This is a genomic window from Bradyrhizobium sp. B117, assembly GCF_038969555.1.
Classification (GTDB): Bacteria; Pseudomonadota; Alphaproteobacteria; order Rhizobiales; family Xanthobacteraceae; genus Bradyrhizobium.
On sequence record NZ_CP152414.1, the window covers coordinates 3,891,766 to 3,907,775 of the forward strand.

At 65.0% G+C, this 16,010-nt stretch carries 13 protein-coding genes; 9 read left to right on the forward strand and 4 right to left on the reverse strand.

Features of this window, described 5'->3' with window-relative positions:
• Positions 1 to 108: 108 nt before the first annotated feature.
• From AAFG16_RS18980 to AAFG16_RS18995, 4 genes are all read left to right on the forward strand, one after another.
• On the forward strand, positions 109 to 2,418 hold the full coding sequence (locus AAFG16_RS18980; RefSeq protein ID WP_342740192.1) for a xanthine dehydrogenase family protein molybdopterin-binding subunit: 2,310 nt from the start codon (positions 109 to 111) through the stop codon (positions 2,416 to 2,418).
• A gap of 132 nt (positions 2,419 to 2,550) precedes the next feature.
• A complete protein-coding gene (locus AAFG16_RS18985; protein ID WP_283085826.1) occupies positions 2,551 to 2,997 on the forward strand; it encodes a cytochrome c in 447 nt (148 codons plus the stop codon).
• 130 nt (positions 2,998 to 3,127) lie between these two features.
• Positions 3,128 to 3,916 carry a substrate-binding domain-containing protein gene (locus AAFG16_RS18990; protein WP_342740193.1) on the forward strand — a complete coding sequence of 263 codons (789 nt, stop codon included), beginning with the start codon at positions 3,128 to 3,130 and terminating at the stop codon, positions 3,914 to 3,916.
• A gap of 189 nt (positions 3,917 to 4,105) precedes the next feature.
• Positions 4,106 to 5,389: a cystathionine gamma-synthase family protein gene (locus AAFG16_RS18995; RefSeq protein ID WP_342740194.1), complete on the forward strand. Its 1,284-nt coding sequence runs from the start codon at positions 4,106 to 4,108 to the stop codon at positions 5,387 to 5,389.
• 184 nt (positions 5,390 to 5,573) lie between these two features.
• On the opposite strand, the gene AAFG16_RS19000 is transcribed toward AAFG16_RS18995, so the two are convergent.
• Positions 5,574 to 5,990 carry a CHRD domain-containing protein gene (locus tag AAFG16_RS19000; RefSeq protein ID WP_342740195.1) on the reverse strand — a complete coding sequence of 139 codons (417 nt, stop codon included), beginning with the start codon at positions 5,988 to 5,990 and terminating at the stop codon, positions 5,574 to 5,576.
• Positions 5,991 to 6,144: 154 nt separating this feature from the next.
• Here AAFG16_RS19000 and AAFG16_RS19005 point away from each other — a divergent pair, with 154 nt between their 5' ends.
• Positions 6,145 to 7,071, forward strand: a complete 927-nt coding sequence (locus AAFG16_RS19005) for a cytochrome c (RefSeq protein ID WP_283085830.1) — start codon at positions 6,145 to 6,147, stop codon at positions 7,069 to 7,071.
• An 11-nt stretch (positions 7,072 to 7,082) separates the two neighbouring features.
• Here the strand turns inward: AAFG16_RS19005 and AAFG16_RS19010 are convergent, their stop codons facing one another.
• Positions 7,083 to 7,328, reverse strand: coding sequence for an Lrp/AsnC family transcriptional regulator (locus tag AAFG16_RS19010; protein WP_280710233.1), 246 nt, complete (start codon positions 7,326 to 7,328; stop codon positions 7,083 to 7,085).
• Positions 7,329 to 7,515: 187 nt separating this feature from the next.
• Entirely contained in the window at positions 7,516 to 9,495 is a 1,980-nt protein-coding gene (locus tag AAFG16_RS19015; RefSeq protein ID WP_342740196.1) for a PAS domain S-box protein, read from the reverse strand.
• 320 nt (positions 9,496 to 9,815) lie between these two features.
• On the opposite strand from AAFG16_RS19015, the gene thiD reads away from it, so the two are divergent.
• The 4 genes from thiD to AAFG16_RS19035 all read left to right on the forward strand — a co-directional run bounded on the left by thiD (position 9,816) and on the right by AAFG16_RS19035 (position 13,751).
• Positions 9,816 to 10,616, forward strand: coding sequence for a bifunctional hydroxymethylpyrimidine kinase/phosphomethylpyrimidine kinase (thiD, locus tag AAFG16_RS19020; protein WP_342740197.1), 801 nt, complete (start codon positions 9,816 to 9,818; stop codon positions 10,614 to 10,616).
• A 217-nt stretch (positions 10,617 to 10,833) separates the two neighbouring features.
• A complete protein-coding gene (locus AAFG16_RS19025) occupies positions 10,834 to 11,646 on the forward strand; it encodes a UDP-2,3-diacylglucosamine diphosphatase (protein WP_342740198.1) in 813 nt (270 codons plus the stop codon).
• A 13-nt stretch (positions 11,647 to 11,659) separates the two neighbouring features.
• The gene (locus AAFG16_RS19030; protein WP_342740199.1) at positions 11,660 to 12,703 is read left to right on the forward strand and encodes a glycosyltransferase family 1 protein; all 1,044 of its coding nucleotides are present in this window, start codon (positions 11,660 to 11,662) and stop codon (positions 12,701 to 12,703) included.
• A 64-nt stretch (positions 12,704 to 12,767) separates the two neighbouring features.
• The gene (locus AAFG16_RS19035; protein ID WP_342740200.1) at positions 12,768 to 13,751 is read left to right on the forward strand and encodes a threonine/serine dehydratase; all 984 of its coding nucleotides are present in this window, start codon (positions 12,768 to 12,770) and stop codon (positions 13,749 to 13,751) included.
• A 283-nt stretch (positions 13,752 to 14,034) separates the two neighbouring features.
• Here AAFG16_RS19035 and AAFG16_RS19040 read toward each other — a convergent pair whose 3' ends face one another.
• The gene (locus tag AAFG16_RS19040; RefSeq protein ID WP_342740201.1) at positions 14,035 to 15,843 is read right to left on the reverse strand and encodes a caspase family protein; all 1,809 of its coding nucleotides are present in this window, start codon (positions 15,841 to 15,843) and stop codon (positions 14,035 to 14,037) included.
• Positions 15,844 to 16,010 lie beyond the last annotated feature (167 nt).

Below are 16,010 nucleotides of genomic sequence, written 5' to 3' on the forward strand. Positions count from 1 at the left end.
TCTCCCGTCTCGGCGTTCATGAGGCTATCCCGAGAGGAAACCCATTTGCCTTGCCACTTTTTCCACGGCAATATGCCCGCAAAACAACCATGAGAACGGGAAAAGACAATGGCGGCTCCCATCAAGTTCGGCGTTGGCCAAAGCGTGCTGCGCAAGGAGGATGACGCGCTCATCCGCGGCAAGGGCCGCTATACCGACGATTACGCGCCGCAAGCCGCGCTGCGCTGCCTGATGCTGCGCTCGCCGCATGCCCATGCCAAATACACCATCGATGTCAGCCGCGCCCGCACGCTGCCGGGCGTCGCGCTGATCCTGACCGCCGACGACGTCAAGGATCTCGGCAATCTGCCGTGCTTGTTCAATCTCGAGACCGATCCCTTCACCGGCCCGCCTTACCCGATCCTCGCCAAGGACGAGGTGCGCCATGTCGGCGATTCCATCGCCTTCGTGGTCGCCGAGACCATCGACCAGGCGCGCGACGCGATCGAGGCTATCGACGTCAAATGGTCGCCGCTGCCGGCGGTGACCGGCGTCGTCAATGCCGTCAAGAAGGGCGCGCCGCAGGTCTGGCCGGACAAATCAGGCAACGTGCTGTTCGACGTCTCCATCGGCGACAAGGCCGCGACCGAGGCCGCGTTTGCCAAGGCGCATGCGGTGGCCGAGATCTCCATCGTCAACCCGCGCGTGGTCGCAAGCTTCATGGAGACGCGCGCGGCGGTGTGCGAATACGATTCCAAGCGCGACCACCTGACGCTAACGGTCGGCAGCCAGGGCAGCCATCGCCTGCGCGACATCCTGTGCCAGAACGTGCTCAACATCCCCACCGACAAGATGCGGGTGATCTGCCCCGACGTCGGCGGCGGCTTCGGCACAAAGCTGTTTCCATACCGGGAATATGCCCTGATGGCGGTCGCCGCGCGCAAGCTGAAGAAGGCGGTGAAATGGGCGGCCGACCGCTCCGAGCATTTCATGGGCGATGCGCAGGGCCGCGACAACGTCACCACCGCAAAAATGGCGCTGGCCGAGGACGGCAAATTCCTCGCCATGGATTGCGACCTGATGGGCGACATGGGCGCGTATCTCTCCACCTTCGGGCCCTACATCCCGCATGGCGGCGCCGGCATGCTGCCGGGCCTTTACGACATCCAGGCCTTCCACTGCCGGGTGCGCACCATCTTCACCCACAGCGTGCCGGTTGACGCCTATCGCGGCGCGGGCCGGCCCGAGGCGGCCTATGTGATCGAGCGCCTCGTCGACGCTTGCGCGCGCAAACTCGACATGACGCCGGACGCCATCCGTCGCAAGAATTTCATCCCGCCGAAGGCGCTGCCCTACAAGACGGCCACGGGCAAGGTCTACGATTCCGGCGACTTCGCCGCGCATCTCAAGCGCGCCATGGAGATCGCCGACTGGAAGGAATTTCCAAAGCGCGCCAAGGCGGCCAAGAAGGGCGGCCTGATCCGCGGCATCGGGCTTGCGAGCTATGTCGAGATCTGCGGCGTGATGGGTGAGGAGACGGCCAATGTCCGCCTCGATCCCAATGGCGACGTCACCGTCCTGATCGGCACGCAGTCGAGCGGGCAGGGCCACCAGACCGCCTATGCGCAGATCGTCGCCGAGCAGTTCGGCGTCGCGCCAGAGCGGGTCCACGTCCGTCAAGGCGATACCGACGAGATCGCGACCGGCCTCGGCACCGGCGGCTCGGCATCGATCCCGTCAGGCGGCGTCAGCGTCGAGCGTGCCACGCGCGAGCTCGGCTCGAGGCTGAAGGAGATCGCGGCGCAGGCGCTGGAGGCGAGCGCCGGAGACCTCGAGATTTCGGAAGGCGTGGTGCGCATCGCCGGCACCGACCGCTCGATCTCGTTCGCCGATCTCGCCAAGCGGCCCGGTGTCGACCCGTCGAAGCTCAACGGTAGCGCGACGTTTGCCAGCGCCGACGGTACCTATCCGAACGGCACCCATGTTGCGGAGGTCGAGATCGATCCGGCGACCGGCATCATCAAGATCGTCAACTACGTGATTGTCGACGATTTTGGCAAGACGCTCAATCCGCTGCTGCTGGCGGGGCAGGTGCATGGCGGCGCCATGCAGGGCATCGGCCAGGCCTTGATGGAGCAGGTGGTCTATGGCACGGGCGATGGCCAGCTCATCACCGCGACCTTCATGGACTACGCGCTGCCGCGCGCGGCGGATGGTCCGGCCTTCGTGTTCGAGACCAACAACGTCCCCTGCAAGACCAATCCGATGGGGGTAAAGGGTGCGGGCGAGGCCGGCGCGATCGGCTCCTGTCCGGCCGTGGTCAACGCCATCGTCGATGCGCTATGGCGCGAATACAAGATCGACCACATCGACATGCCGGCGACCCCGGAGCGGGTGTGGATCGCCATCAGCGAGCACCACCGCCGTCACAGCCTTTGAGTTCAAGCCGAACCAAATCATCCCAAATGCGACGATTGATCGCCGCGCTTGGGATGGAATGAAATCTGCCATGCGGTGTTGGCCCCATTGTGGGGTCAGCACGATCCTGTCTCAGCGAAAGGGATTTTGCGAATGAAGCGAGTGTTGGTTGTTGCGGGCGCGCTGCTGCTCGGCATGGGCGCCGTCTGGGCGGAGCAGGAGACCGTCAAGGAGGTCCAGACGCTCATGAAGGGCAATGGCAAGAATGCCGGCGCGGTTGCGGCGATGGTCAAGGGCGAGAAGCCCTACGATCAGGCCACGGTCGACGCGGCGCTGGCGCAGTTCGCGGACACCGCCAAGAAGCTGCCGAACCTGTTTCCGGCCAGCGCCAAGGGCGTGAAGCTCGACGGCGATTACTCGGCCTCGCCGAAGGTGTGGGAGGACAAGGCCGGCTTCGACGCCAAGGCCGCAAGCTTCGCCAAGGTCGTCAGCGAGGCCAAGGGCAAGATCAAGGATTTGGATTCTCTGAAGGCGAATTTCCCCGCGGTCGGCAAGGAATGCGGCGGCTGCCACGAGACGTTCCGCGTGAAGAACGGCTGAGGCTTTCGTAGCCCGGAATCGCAAGGGCGGCTGCAAAGCAGCCGCCCTTTTTCGTTGCCTTGCGTGTCGCGGCTGGACGCAGGCCGACTTTCGTAGGACACTGCGAACGAAATGCTTCGAGGTCCGTATCGTGCCGCGCCATGTCGTATGCCTGTTTGCCGTTCTGATCGCTGTCCTGTTCGCGCCCGAGGTGAGAGCGGCCGATCTCAAGGTGATGATCTCGGCCGGCTTCTTCAACGTGTACAAGGAGCTCGGGCCCGCGTTCGAGGCATCGACGGGACACAAGCTCGTCACCACGCGCGGACCTTCGGTCGGCGATTCGCCGGAGGCGATCCCGACGCGCCTCGCGCGCGGCGAGGATGCCGATGTCGTGATCATGGACGGCGTCGGGGTCGATCTCCTCGACAAGCGCGAGCTGACGCGCTCCGGCAGCCGGATTCAGCTCGCGCAATCGTTTATCGGCATGGTGGTTCGCGCGGGTCAGCCCAAGCCCGACATCAGCACGATGGACGCGCTGCGCAAGACACTGCTTGCGGCCAAATCCATCGCCTATTCGGATAGTTCGAGCGGCACCTATCTGTCGACGGTCGGCTTTAGGAAGCTCGGCGTTGCCGACGAGATCGCCGGCAAGACCCGCAAGGTGCCCGGTCCACCCTCGGGCGAGCCGGTGGCTGCGGTCGTTGCCCGCGGCGAGGCTGAGATCGGATTCCAGCAGGTCGCCGAACTCATGCATGTTCCGGGCGTCGATCTCGCGGGCACGGTGCCGTCAGAGATCCAACCGCCGACTTACTACGTCGGCGCGTTGCCGAAGAATTCGCAGCATCCCGAGGCCGCAATCGCCCTGCTGAATTTCCTGTCCTCCGCGGACGCAGCAGCTGCCATCACCAGGGCCGGATTGAAGCCGCTGCCGGCGCATTGAGGGGCCGGACCGGCGCGTCCGGCACGTCGTCGTCGCGTGATCCGGGGGCCGTACATTGTGTGCGATGAGTAGCGGATTCCGCTTGGTTTGATGCGAGCCGTCGGAACCGGCGTACCCGATTCCGATTGCTTCAGCATCGCGAAAGCTCAGGCGCGGCGCGCATCTCGATCAGGACCAGCGAGGCAAGCCATGGCAAAACCGTTCCCATCGAAAACCCACGTCGGCAACCATATGCTGCATCCGGAAACGCTGATGCTGACCTATGGCTATGATCCGCAGCTCTCCGAAGGCGCCATCAAGCCGCCGGTGTTCCTGACCTCGACCTTCGTGTTCAGGACGGCCGAGGACGGGCAGGACTTCTTCGATTTCGTCTCCGGCCGGCGCGAGCCGCCGGAGGGGATGGGCGCGGGCCTCGTCTATTCGCGCTTCAACCATCCCAACAGTGAGATCGTCGAGGACAAGCTCGCGGTCTACGAGCGCACCGAGAGCTGCGCGCTGTTCTCGTCCGGCATGGCGGCGATCGCAACCACGATCCTCGCTTTCGTCCGGCCGGGCGACGTCATCCTGCACTCCCAGCCGCTCTATGGCGGGACCGAAACGCTGCTGACGAACACGCTTGCGCGGCTGTCGATCGGCGCCGTCGGCTTCGCCGACGGTGTCGACGAAGCGGCTGTCAGCCAAGCCTCCGAAGAAGCCATGGGCGAGGGCCGCGTTGCGATGATCCTGATCGAGACGCCGGCCAACCCGACCAACGGCCTCGTCGATATCGCGATGATCCGGCGCGTCGCCGAGGCGATCGGAAAGGCGCAAGGGCACACGCCTGTCATCGCCTGCGACAACACGCTGCTCGGGCCGGTGTTTCAGCGGCCGATCGAGCATGGCGCGGATATTTCGCTGTACTCGCTGACCAAATATGTCGGCGGTCATTCCGACCTGATCGCGGGCGCCGCGCTCGGCAGCAAGGCGACCATGAAGGGCATCAAGGCGCTGCGCGGCGCCATCGGCACCCAGCTCGACCCGCATTCCTGCTGGATGATCAACCGCTCGCTGGAGACGCTGAGCCTTCGCATGGAGAAAGCCGATGCGAATGCCCGCCTAGTCGCGGACTTCTTGCGCGACCATGCCAAGGTGGCCAAGGTGCATTACCTCGGTCATCACGAGGAGGCCTCGCCCGCGGGGCGTGTGTTCGCAAAGCAGTGCCTGGGGGCCGGATCGACGTTCTCGTTCGACATCGTCGGCGGCAAGGACGCGGCGGTGAAATTCCTCAACGCGCTGCAGATCTTCAAGCTCGCGGTGAGCCTCGGCGGAACGGAGTCGCTCGCCAGCCTGCCGGCGACGATGACTCATTCCGGCGTTCCCGCGGACATCCGCAAGAAAATCGGCGTGCTCGATTGCACGATCCGGCTGTCGATCGGCATCGAGAATCCCTCGGACCTGATCGCCGATCTCGGCCAGGCGCTGAACGCCGCCTGATCATGCTTGAAGCGGATTGGATGCGCGGCACGCCGACATGATCGCCGCGGCAGCCTCGTTGCTCTGCGCACCGAGCGCCGGCAAGGCACCGGTCCTGGAATTGCCGGACTGCGACATCTTCGCTCAAATTGAAAAGGCCGGATGCGCCGCCGCGCGCCCGGCCTTTGCCGATGAAGCAGTCTTCTTACTTCGTCACCTGTCCCCGGATCTCGCCGCCCGGATTGGCCGCGGTGTGGATGTTGACGTAGAGCTTGCCGGCGAGGAGATCGGCGGCCTGCGCGTCGGTCAGCGTCGCCGAGCCCTCGACCGGGCTGTTGGCGGCGCCGGGGATCGGGACCATGACGCCGGCGTTCTTGCCGGCCTCGGCCGGGCCGTGGAAATGCGCGGCGGTGGCGGGGCCGGACAGGCCGGAATAGGTGACCTTCCAGGACAGCTTCTTGCTGGCGGCGTCATAGTCCAGATCGGCCGTCCCCGTGCCGCTGCTGGTCGTCGCCGGCACCTCGGCCTTGCCGTCGAGCGTTGCTTTCAGCTTTTCGGCGCTGGCCGAGCCTGTAAGAGCCAAAGTGCCGAGTGCGAACACGGCGATCACGGTCTTGTTCATGACATTCTCCCTGGTGACCTCGTTGGATTGCCAAACTTTCAACAGCCACCGTTTCAGTTTATTCCCGTTGCCGCCGGGGACGGACTAAATTCTTCGTGGCTGGAGCCGCGCGGAGAGAGGTCATAGGCTTATCGCAACCGCGTGGATGGACTTGATGTTGCAACGAACAATGATCGCGGCGCTGCTCGCAGCAATCGCAGCCGGTGGCGTCTATTGGTGGCTCAGCGCGCCGGTGATAGCCGCCGCGAGCGCCGCGCCGGCCCATGTCCCGAACCTTGCCAATGGCGAGGTGATGTTCAACGCCGGGGGCTGCGCGTCCTGCCATGCCGTTCCCGGCCAGGACGATCGTCTCAAGCTCGGCGGCGGTGTCGCGATCAAGTCGCCGTTCGGAACGTTCTACGCGCCGAACATCTCGCCCGATCCGGGCGATGGCATCGGCAAATGGGGAGAGGCCGATTTCGTCAACGCAGTGATGCACGGGGTCTCACCCAGCGGGCAGCATTACTTTCCGGCGTTTCCCTACACCTCCTATCAGCATGCCAGACGCGAGGACGTGCTCGACCTCTTCGCCTATCTGAAAACGCTGCAGCCAGTTGCAGGCAAGGTGCGCGACCATGACGTGCGCTTTCCCTTCGACATCCGCCGCAACATCGGCATCTGGAAATTCCTGTTCATGGACGGCAAGCCGTTCGTCGCGGACGGCAGCAAATCACCGCAGTGGAATCGCGGCGCCTATCTCGTCAACAGCTTTGGCCATTGCGCCGAGTGCCACAGCCCGCGCAACGCGCTCGGCGGCATCATCTCCGGCGAGCGTTTTGCCGGCGGCCCCAATCCGGAAGGCGAGGGCTGGGTGCCCAACATCACGCAGAAGCGCCTCGGCGAATGGAGCGCCAAGGACATCGCCTATTTCCTCAAGACCGGCGAATTGCCCGACGGCGACAGCGTCGGCGGCGCGATGACGCGCGTGATCAAGAACACCTCGCAATTGCCGGACGAGGATATCGCGGCGATGGCCGAGTACATCAAGTCGCTGCCGCCGGTCGACGGCCCGACGCCGCCCAAGCGCAAGGCAGCAAGCTAGCGAACGCCGCGCTAGCCCGTGCCGAACGCCTTGAAGGTGATAATGGTGAGGGTGTCCTGGATACCCGGCAGCACCTGCACCTTCTCGTTGATGAAGTGGCCGATGTCGGTGTCCTTGTCGACGTAGAACTTCACCAGCAAATCGTAATGGCCGGCGGTGGAGTAGATCTCGGAGGCGATCTCGGCTTCGGCAAGCGCATTGGCGACCGTGTAGGACTGGCCGAGCTTGCATTTGATCTGGACGAAGAAAGGAACCATTGCAGTCACTCCGAAGGCATATTGTTCCCGCTAATAGGCCAAAAGCGGCCGGGATTGGCAAGCGAACTTGCCGGCCGCGGGGATAAGCCGCCCGCGGCCATCCTTCGAGACGCCCGCCTAGGGCGGGCCCTCAGGATGAGGTCCCGTTTCGCGGCGAGATTATCCTCGTGGAAGAGGAGCCCACCGCCTAGGAAGTGACGGCAGCTGCGGCAAACGCCTCCCTGAGCCGCTGCGCGAGCTCGGCCTTGCGATAGGGCTTGGTCAGCAGGATCGCCTGGGCGTGCGCGCGGCCCTGCTCGACCAGGGTCTCCAGCGCGTAGCCGGAGGTGAACAGGACCGGCAGGCCGGGGCGAATCCGCCGCGCCTGCTCGGCGAGCTCCCAGCCGCTCATGCCGCCGGGCATCACGATATCGGTGAACAGCATGTCGATGCCGGGATCGGACCGCAGCCGCTGCAAGGCCTCTTTGCCGTTGACCGCGGCAACGACGCTATAGCCGAGCGCTTCCAGCCTGCGAATGCCGGAGGAGCGGACGAACGGATCGTCCTCCGCGATCAGGATCGTCTCATATCCGCGCGGCGCCGCCTCCTCGCCGTCGGCAAGGTCGCCCGCAGATGGTCCCGCGTCGGCGCGCGGCAAATAGATCCGGACCGTCGTGCCCAGGCCCTGCTCGCTGTAGATCGAGACATGGCCGTCGGATTGCTTGGCGAAGCCGTAGACCATGCTCAGCCCGAGGCCAGACCCCTTGCCGACCTCCTTGGTGGTGAAGAACGGCTCGAAGGCGCGCTCGATGACACCGGGCGTCATGCCTTCGCCGTCGTCGGTGACCGCGATCATGGCGTAGCTGCCGGACGCGACTTCAGGGTGAAGGGCGCGATAGTCCTCGTCGATCGCAGCCAGTTCCGTGCTCAGCGTCAGATGTCCTCCTGACGGCATGGCATCCTGCGCGTTGAGCGCAAGGTTCAGCACGGCGGATTCGAGCTGGGCGCGGTCGGCAAAGGCCAGGATCGTGCCGGGTCCGGAGCCTGTCCTGATCTCGATGTCCTCGCGCAAGGTGCGCTTGAGCAGCTTGAACATGGATTCGAGCAGGTTGCGGCAATCGATCGTCTGCGGCTGGAGCAGCTGGCGGCGGCTGAACGCGAGCAGTCGCTGCGTCAGCTCGGCGCCCCGTTCGCCCGACAGGCAGATGTCGTCGGCAAACCGCCGCAGGTCGGGCCTTGCCTTGAGCTGCTCGCTTAGATGCTCGGCGTTGCCGATGATGACGGTGAGGAGATTGTTGAAGTCGTGCGCGATGCCGCCGGAGAGCTGGCCGACGGTCTCCATCTTCTGCGCCTGCTGGAGCTGCTGCTCGGTGAACTTGCGTGCGGTCAGGTCGTGGACGATGCCGACGTAGATCAGCTCGCCTTCCTGCCACGCCTGGCCCACTGACAAATCCATCGGAAAGCTCGATCCGTCCTTGCGCAGACCGACGGCTTCCCCGGTCGCGAAACGCCGCTCATGCCCTGTGGAGGAGGGGCTCTCCCGGCCGGACATCAGCATGCCGATGTCGAGATTCATGACCTCGTCGGTGCGGTAGCCGAACAACCGTTCGCAAGCGGGATTGAACAGGAGAATGCGGGCTTGCGCGTCGAACAAAATGACCCCGTCGACCGCGGTCTCGACGATTGCGCTGAGGCGCACCATGCTTTCGCGCATCGCGCGCTGGGCCTCGCCGACCTGCTTGAGCAGCTGTGTCGCGTCCCGGCTCTTGATCTCCTCCTCCTCGAGCGCAGCCTGGACCTGCCGCAGCTCGAACGGAGAGGGGATCGTCAGGATCTTCGGCAGCAGCGGCCAGAGCGCGCCGGCGGTGAAGATGGAGGCCGCGGCCGTGACCGCCTTGACGAGGCCCTCGATGCGGTAGATCGGGACCCAGAGCGTGTAGATCGAAAGCACATGAGTGAGGCCGCAGGCCATGATGAAGATCGCGAACGCCCAATATACCCAACCGAATTTGAGGTCGCGCCGCTTGGTGACGAAAATGGCGAGGGCGAACGGAATCGAGAAATAGGCGGCGGCGATGACCGCGTCGGAGACGACATGGAGCCAGATCAGTTCGGGTTCCCACAATAGGCAGATGCCGTGCGGCGAGAACATCGAGGAGTCGAGGATACGTTCGAGAAAGGCCCACATGGTTCCACCCCAGGCTGGCATTCAAGGTTTCGCGGGCCAGGGCGGCCCGCTGGTGCCGTTGGACGGGTCCCGCCGCCCAACGTCTCACGCATGGACACACACGCCGAACGCGAGACCATACCAAGGGGACGGCGCGGTTGCATTTTGCAAGCCCGCACGATTGCGGGACGCCGGTGCCGGGCCGGATCGGCTCCACCTGATTCGCTGGGCCGTCAGCACAGCGAATCACGGCTGCCCGCCGCCCGCAACGCTTGCTGGCGTTCCACGGCCGCGCTAGGACAGGTCATGGCGCTGTCCGTATCAAGCAGAAGTATCCCGCGATGACGACGCCGGTCGCGCTCACCATCGCCGGCTCGGATTCGAGCGGCGGCGCCGGCATCCAGGCGGACCTGAAGACCTTTGCCGCGCTCGGCGTCTACGGCGCCTCCGCCATCACGGCGCTGACGGCGCAGAACACGCGCGGCGTCACCGGCATCCACGCGGTGCCGGCCGATTTCGTCACCGCGCAGATCGACGCGGTGTTCTCCGATCTCGAAGTCGGCGCGGTGAAGATCGGCATGGTGGCCCAGGCCGCCAGCATCGATGCGATCGCGGCCGCGCTGACGCGGTGGAAGCCCGGCCATATCGTGCTCGATCCCGTGATGGTTGCGACCTCCGGCGACCGACTGCTGGCGTCCGAGGCCGTGGACGCGTTGCGCACGAAACTGATGCCGCTGGCTTCCGTGATCACGCCTAATCTGCCGGAAGCCGCCGCGCTGCTCGACGAGCCGGTTGCGGCCGGTGAGGCCGAGATCGAGCGTCAGGGCCGCCGCCTGCTGGCGCTCGGCTGCCGCGCGGTGCTGATCAAGGGCGGCCACGGCGAGGGGGCAGAGAGCATCGACTATCTCGTCGATTCCAAGAAAACGATCGCACTTGCCGCCCCGCGCGTTGCCACACGCAACACCCATGGCACCGGCTGCTCGCTGTCCTCGGCCGTCGCGGCCGGGCTCGCCAAGGGCGAGGATCTCGAGCGCGCCGTGCAGAGCGCCAAGGCCTGGATCAGCGCGGCGATCGCCGCCGCCGACCGCTTCAGCGTCGGCCACGGCCACGGACCGATCCATCATTTCCACAAGTTCTATTGACCCCGGTCTCGCGCGGCGCGGCGGCTCCCGGCGTTAACCAATAACGCCTTGGGGTTCCGTAGCTTCGCGGGCGGTCATCACCGCTTCATGTCGCCTGATTGTCGCATGCGACTGATATTCGCGGGGAAGGGCGAGGCAAGGTTTGATTCGTATCTGAGGGTGCCTCAAAGGTTCAATCGTCATCCCCCTGTCACGGGAAATTGTTACGGGCGGTCGCATGGGAAGTTACGATGTGAGTGACGAGAGCCCGGAGCGGCGCTTTCGCACGTTGTTCATCTCCGACGTTCATCTCGGAGCCCGCGGTTCGCAAGCCGACCTTCTGCTCGACTTCCTGCGCTACCACGATGCCGATACGATCTATCTCGTGGGCGACATCGTCGACGGCTGGGCGCTGAAATCGAGCTGGCACTGGCCGCAATCGCACAACGACCTCGTGCAGAAGCTGCTGCGCAAGGCGCGCAAGGGCGCCAAGATCATCTACGTGCCCGGCAATCATGACGAGTTCCTGCGCAACTATTACGGCACGCATTTCGGCGGCATCGACGTCGTCGAGAACACCGTCCACACCAGCGTGGACGGCAAGCGCTACCTCGTCATCCACGGCGACATCTTTGACCTCGTGGTGCAGAACGCGCGCTGGCTCGCTCATCTCGGCGACAAGGCCTACGACTTCGCGATCCAGATGAATCGCTTCGTCAACTTCTTCCGCCGCATGTTCGGCGTGCCCTATTGGTCGCTGTCGCAATGGGCCAAGCAGAAGGTCAAGAACGCGGTGAACTATATCGGCGCGTTCGAGCAGGCGCTCTCCGCCGAAGCGCGGCGCCATGACGCTGACGGCGTGATCTGCGGCCACATCCACTACGCCGTGATCCGCGACGAGAACGGCATCCGCTACATGAACTGCGGCGACTGGGTCGAGAGCTGCACCGCGCTGGTCGAGCACGACGACGGCCATTTCGAGATCATCACCTGGGCCGACCAGCTGCGGAAGCCGGCACAAGTTCCGCAGGTGGCAGCCAGAGCTGCATAACAGAGGCGGCTTGATGCGCATCCTGGTCGCGACCGACGCCTGGCACCCGCAAGTCAACGGTGTGGTTCGGACGCTGACCAAGCTAGCTGAGGCCGCCAAAGGGCTCGGTGTCGAGTTCACATTCCTGACGCCGCAATCGTTCCGCACCTTCGCGATGCCGAGCTATCGCGACGTGCGGCTGGCGATGCCGCGTCCGGCGCGGATCGCGAAGCTGATCGAGGAAGCGCGCCCCGACAGCATCCATATCGCGACCGAAGGGCCGATCGGACTGATGGTCCGCCGCTATTGCCGCCAGCGCAAGCTGCCGTTCACGACCAGCTTCCACACCCGTTTCCCTGATTATGTCCGCGCCCGCGTGCCGGTGCCGGGCTCGCTGATCTGGCGGGCGCTGCGCCGCTTTCACGCGCCGAGCCGCGCCGTGATGGCGGCAACGCCGGCACTCGCCTGCGAATTGACCGAGCGCGGTTTCGACAACGTCGTGCTGTGGCCGCGCGGCGTCGATACTCACTTGTTCCATCCCCGCGCCATCGACCTGTGCCTCCCGGCGCCGGTGTTCCTCTCGGTCGGTCGCGTCGCGGTGGAGAAGAATCTCGAAGCCTTCCTGGAGCTCGACTTGCCCGGCACCAAGGTCGTCGTCGGCGACGGCCCGGCGCGTGCCTCGCTGGAAGACGCCTATCCCGATGCGATCTTCTTGGGGGAGAAGCACGGCGAGGCGCTGGCGGAGATCTATGCCGCGGCCGACGTGTTCGTGTTTCCCAGCAAGACCGACACGTTCGGCCTGGTGCTGCTGGAGGCGCTCGCAAGCGGCCTGCCGGTTGCGGCGTTCCCGGTAAAGGGCCCCCGCGACGTGATCGGCGATGCGCCGGTCGGCGCGCTCGATCACGACCTGCGCAGCGCCTGTTTTGCGGCGCTCGGCATCTCCCGGCAGGACTGCGTCGAGTTCGCCGCCAACTACACCTGGGAGGCCTCGGCCCGGGTCTTCGTCGACAGCATCCAGGCGGTCGGCGCGGTGCTATCAGGCAGGAATGGGGCGGAGTCGGTTAGTTTCGTAGCCTGAAAACCAGGGTTCATCGCGCGGAGGTGTCTTGCCCGCGCTCAGACTGCCGCGATAAGTTCGGGTTATGACCGAACAGCTCCTCCCCATCGGCCCTGCCGATATCGATGCCGCAGCGCGCGTGATCGCGCCCTACGCCATCCGCACCCCGCTGTTGTCCTTTCCCGTGCTCAACGAGCGCGTCGGTGCCAAAGTGTTCCTGAAGCCGGAAATGCTCCAGCGCACCGGCTCCTTCAAGTTCCGCGGCGCCTTTAACAAGGTGTTCTCGATCCCGCAGCACAAGCGCGCCGGCGGCGTGGTCGCGTTCTCCTCCGGCAACCACGCCCAGGGCGTGGCGGCGGCGGCAAAAATCCTCGACATGCAGGCGACCATCGTGATGCCGGCGGACGCCCCGCTGTCGAAGCGCGAGCGCACCAAGTCCTACGGCGCCGAGGTCGTGCTGTATGATCGCGACAAGGACGACCGCGAGGCGATCTCGCGCGGCATCGCCGAGAAGCGCGGCGCGACCTTGGTCAGGCCTTATGACGATCCGTTCGTGATTGCGGGGCAGGGCACCGCCGGCCGCGAGATCGCGGAGGACATGGCGGGGCTCGGCGTTGCCCCCGACATCGTGGTCGCGCCGGCCTCCGGCGGCGGCCTCATCGCGGGCGTCGCGACCGCTGTGAAGGCGCGTTATCCGCAGGCCGAGATCGTGGTGGCCGAGCCCGAGGCGTTCGACGATCACGGCATCTCGCTCACGGCTGGCCACCGCGAGCCGCATCCGCCCGCGGGCCGCACCATCTGCGATGCGCTGATGGCACTGATGCCCGGCGAGATGACCTTCGCGATCAACAGCAAGCTGCTGGCGCGCGGCGTCACGGCATCGGACAAGGAAGTCGGCGCGGCCGTGGCGTTTGCCTATCGCGAGCTGAAGCTCGTGGTCGAGCCGGGCGGCGCGGTGGGCCTTGCCGCGCTGCTGGCGGGCCGCCTCGATGTCGCCGGCAAAAACGTCGTCATCGTGCTTTCCGGCGGCAATGTCGATGCGGATCTGTTTGCCGAGCTGGTGGCTTGATCCTCCATTCGACGTGATCCACCTCTTCCCGTCGGGAAGCAATCGCATATGAGATGAGTGTTGAGCGCGCGATGCGTCCACGGCGTCATGGCCGGGCTTGACCCGGCCATCCACGTCTTTTCCTGACGGCACGAAGAACGTGGATGCCCGGGACAAGCCCGGGCATGACGACCTCTTCTAAGTCTGCAAGTGCTGCGAGAACTCGTGCCGCACTCTGGTTCTCCGACATGAAGAAAGGGCAGAGCGTCGCCGCTCTGCCCTTTTGTCGTTGCGCTGATCGCGATCAGTGCATGAAGCCGCGGTGGTTGTTGCCGCCGCTGTTCATGCTCGGCGCCTGGTTCATCGACTGGCGGAAGTTGTTGCCGCCGTTGTTGACCATGCGGTTGGTCGTGTTGAACTGCGGACGGTTGTTGTTCTGCGGGTTGTTCTGCACCTGCACCTTGTTCACCGGATTGTTGTTGAGCTTCACGATGCCGGTGTTGCCGTTGCTGACACGGATCGGATTGGTCTGTGTCTGGACGACAGGCTTGGCCTCGATCGTGGCGCCGCCTTTGCCGACATTCACCGGCATGCTGACGATCTCGCCCGGGTTGCCGTTGCCAGTGCCGTTGCCGGCGTTCGGCGCGTTGTTGGTCGCGGGCAGGGTGACGATCTTGCCGGTGCCGCCGCTATTGTTGGTCGGCGCAGGCAGGGTGACGATCTTGCCCGGATTCTGCGACGGCGTGCCGTTCGGCTGGTTGTTACCCGCCGGCAGGTTGACGATCTGGCCGCCATTGCCGAGCTTGCCGATCACGTTGCCGTCGATCGGCTTCTGCACGACCGGCAGGTTGCCGTTGATCTGGCCGCCACCATTACCCTGCTGCATCAGCGGCATGTATTTTGGCTGGCCGAGATTGCCGACCTTGAACGTCGGGGCAATGTTCTGCGGCGCCAGGAACTTGGTCGCCTGCATCAGGGGGATCAGCTTCGGCTGCGCTGCAAGCTTCAATGCGGACGAGCCATAGGGGCTGTTGCCGTAACTGTCGTAGAAGCTCTGGTAGCCGAGCGGCGAGTTCGCCAGCACCGCCTTGTGCCAGGCCTGCGTGAGCAGCAGGTTGTTGAGCAGCCAGCGGATGTGGTCGCACAGCGGGTCGTGCGGGTACATCAGGATGAACTCCTGATAGTACTCCGGCCGGCCCTCGGACACGACGTAGTCATAGGCCTGGCGCGTCGAGCGGCTGGGCAGATTGGAGGCCATCTGCACGACAGGCGCATTCACCGGCGCGCGGTTGGCGGCCACGGCGGTCTCGCCGAAGAAGGTGAAGTCACTCGTCAGCGACGAGCTCTCCCACGGGATCTGCGCGCCGCTGGTGGTCTGGTTGACCGCGAGACGCACGCGCTTGAACAGCTGCTCGATCGGCACGTTGGGCTCGTGCGCGATGTTGAGGAAGGCCTGAGTATAGGGGCTGTGGCCATTAGTGCCGTCGAGCGCTTCGGCGCCCGGCGCGGTGGAGTAGCCGACGATCGAGCCGTTCGGAGCGTCGACGATGGCAAGGCCGCGGCCGGCGTCGTTGACGGTCGGGAACGGATTGTTGCGGCAGGCATCGAGGATCACGATGCGCATGCGGCTCGGGATCGACTCCAGCGTCGACATCACGTCGACCAGGCGCACCGAATTGTTGACGAGCTCGGTGGGGCTGGAGACCTTGGCGTCGACGGGCACGAGATAGTTCTCGCCCGCGAGCTGCACGCCGTGACCGGCGTAATAGACCATCGCCACCGTGTTCGGACCCCGCGCGGACACTTTGGCGGAAAAGTCCTGGACCACGCGGAGCATGTCGTTCTGGGTCAGGTCGGTTGCGGCAACCACCTCGAAGCCGGCCGAGTTCAGGAACTGCGCCATCGACTGCGCGTCATTGTCGGGGTTTTGCAGCTGCGGCGCGTTCTGGTAGTTCGAATTGCCGATCACCAGGGCGACCCGCTGCTCCGGGCCCTGCAGCGCGGTGGGGGCGGGCTCCACGGAAGCGACTTGCGCGGAAACAGGGCCGCAGAGAAAGCCGAACAGGCTTCCCACGAGGCTAGCAGTCATCAGGAAAGGTCTTAGGCGGAACATGGCGTGCTCCTCTGGCACTGATCTCGATGCGAGATTGGTTGCGAGGCAGACTGGCCGCGTTCGAGTTCGAGGTCCGTGACCGCGGTCACCATGATAGCCTGCGTGATCTGAATCACGCTTGGAACCTGCTAGGGTGAATGGCCGGTTTCGCCGGGAAAGAGGGAGCA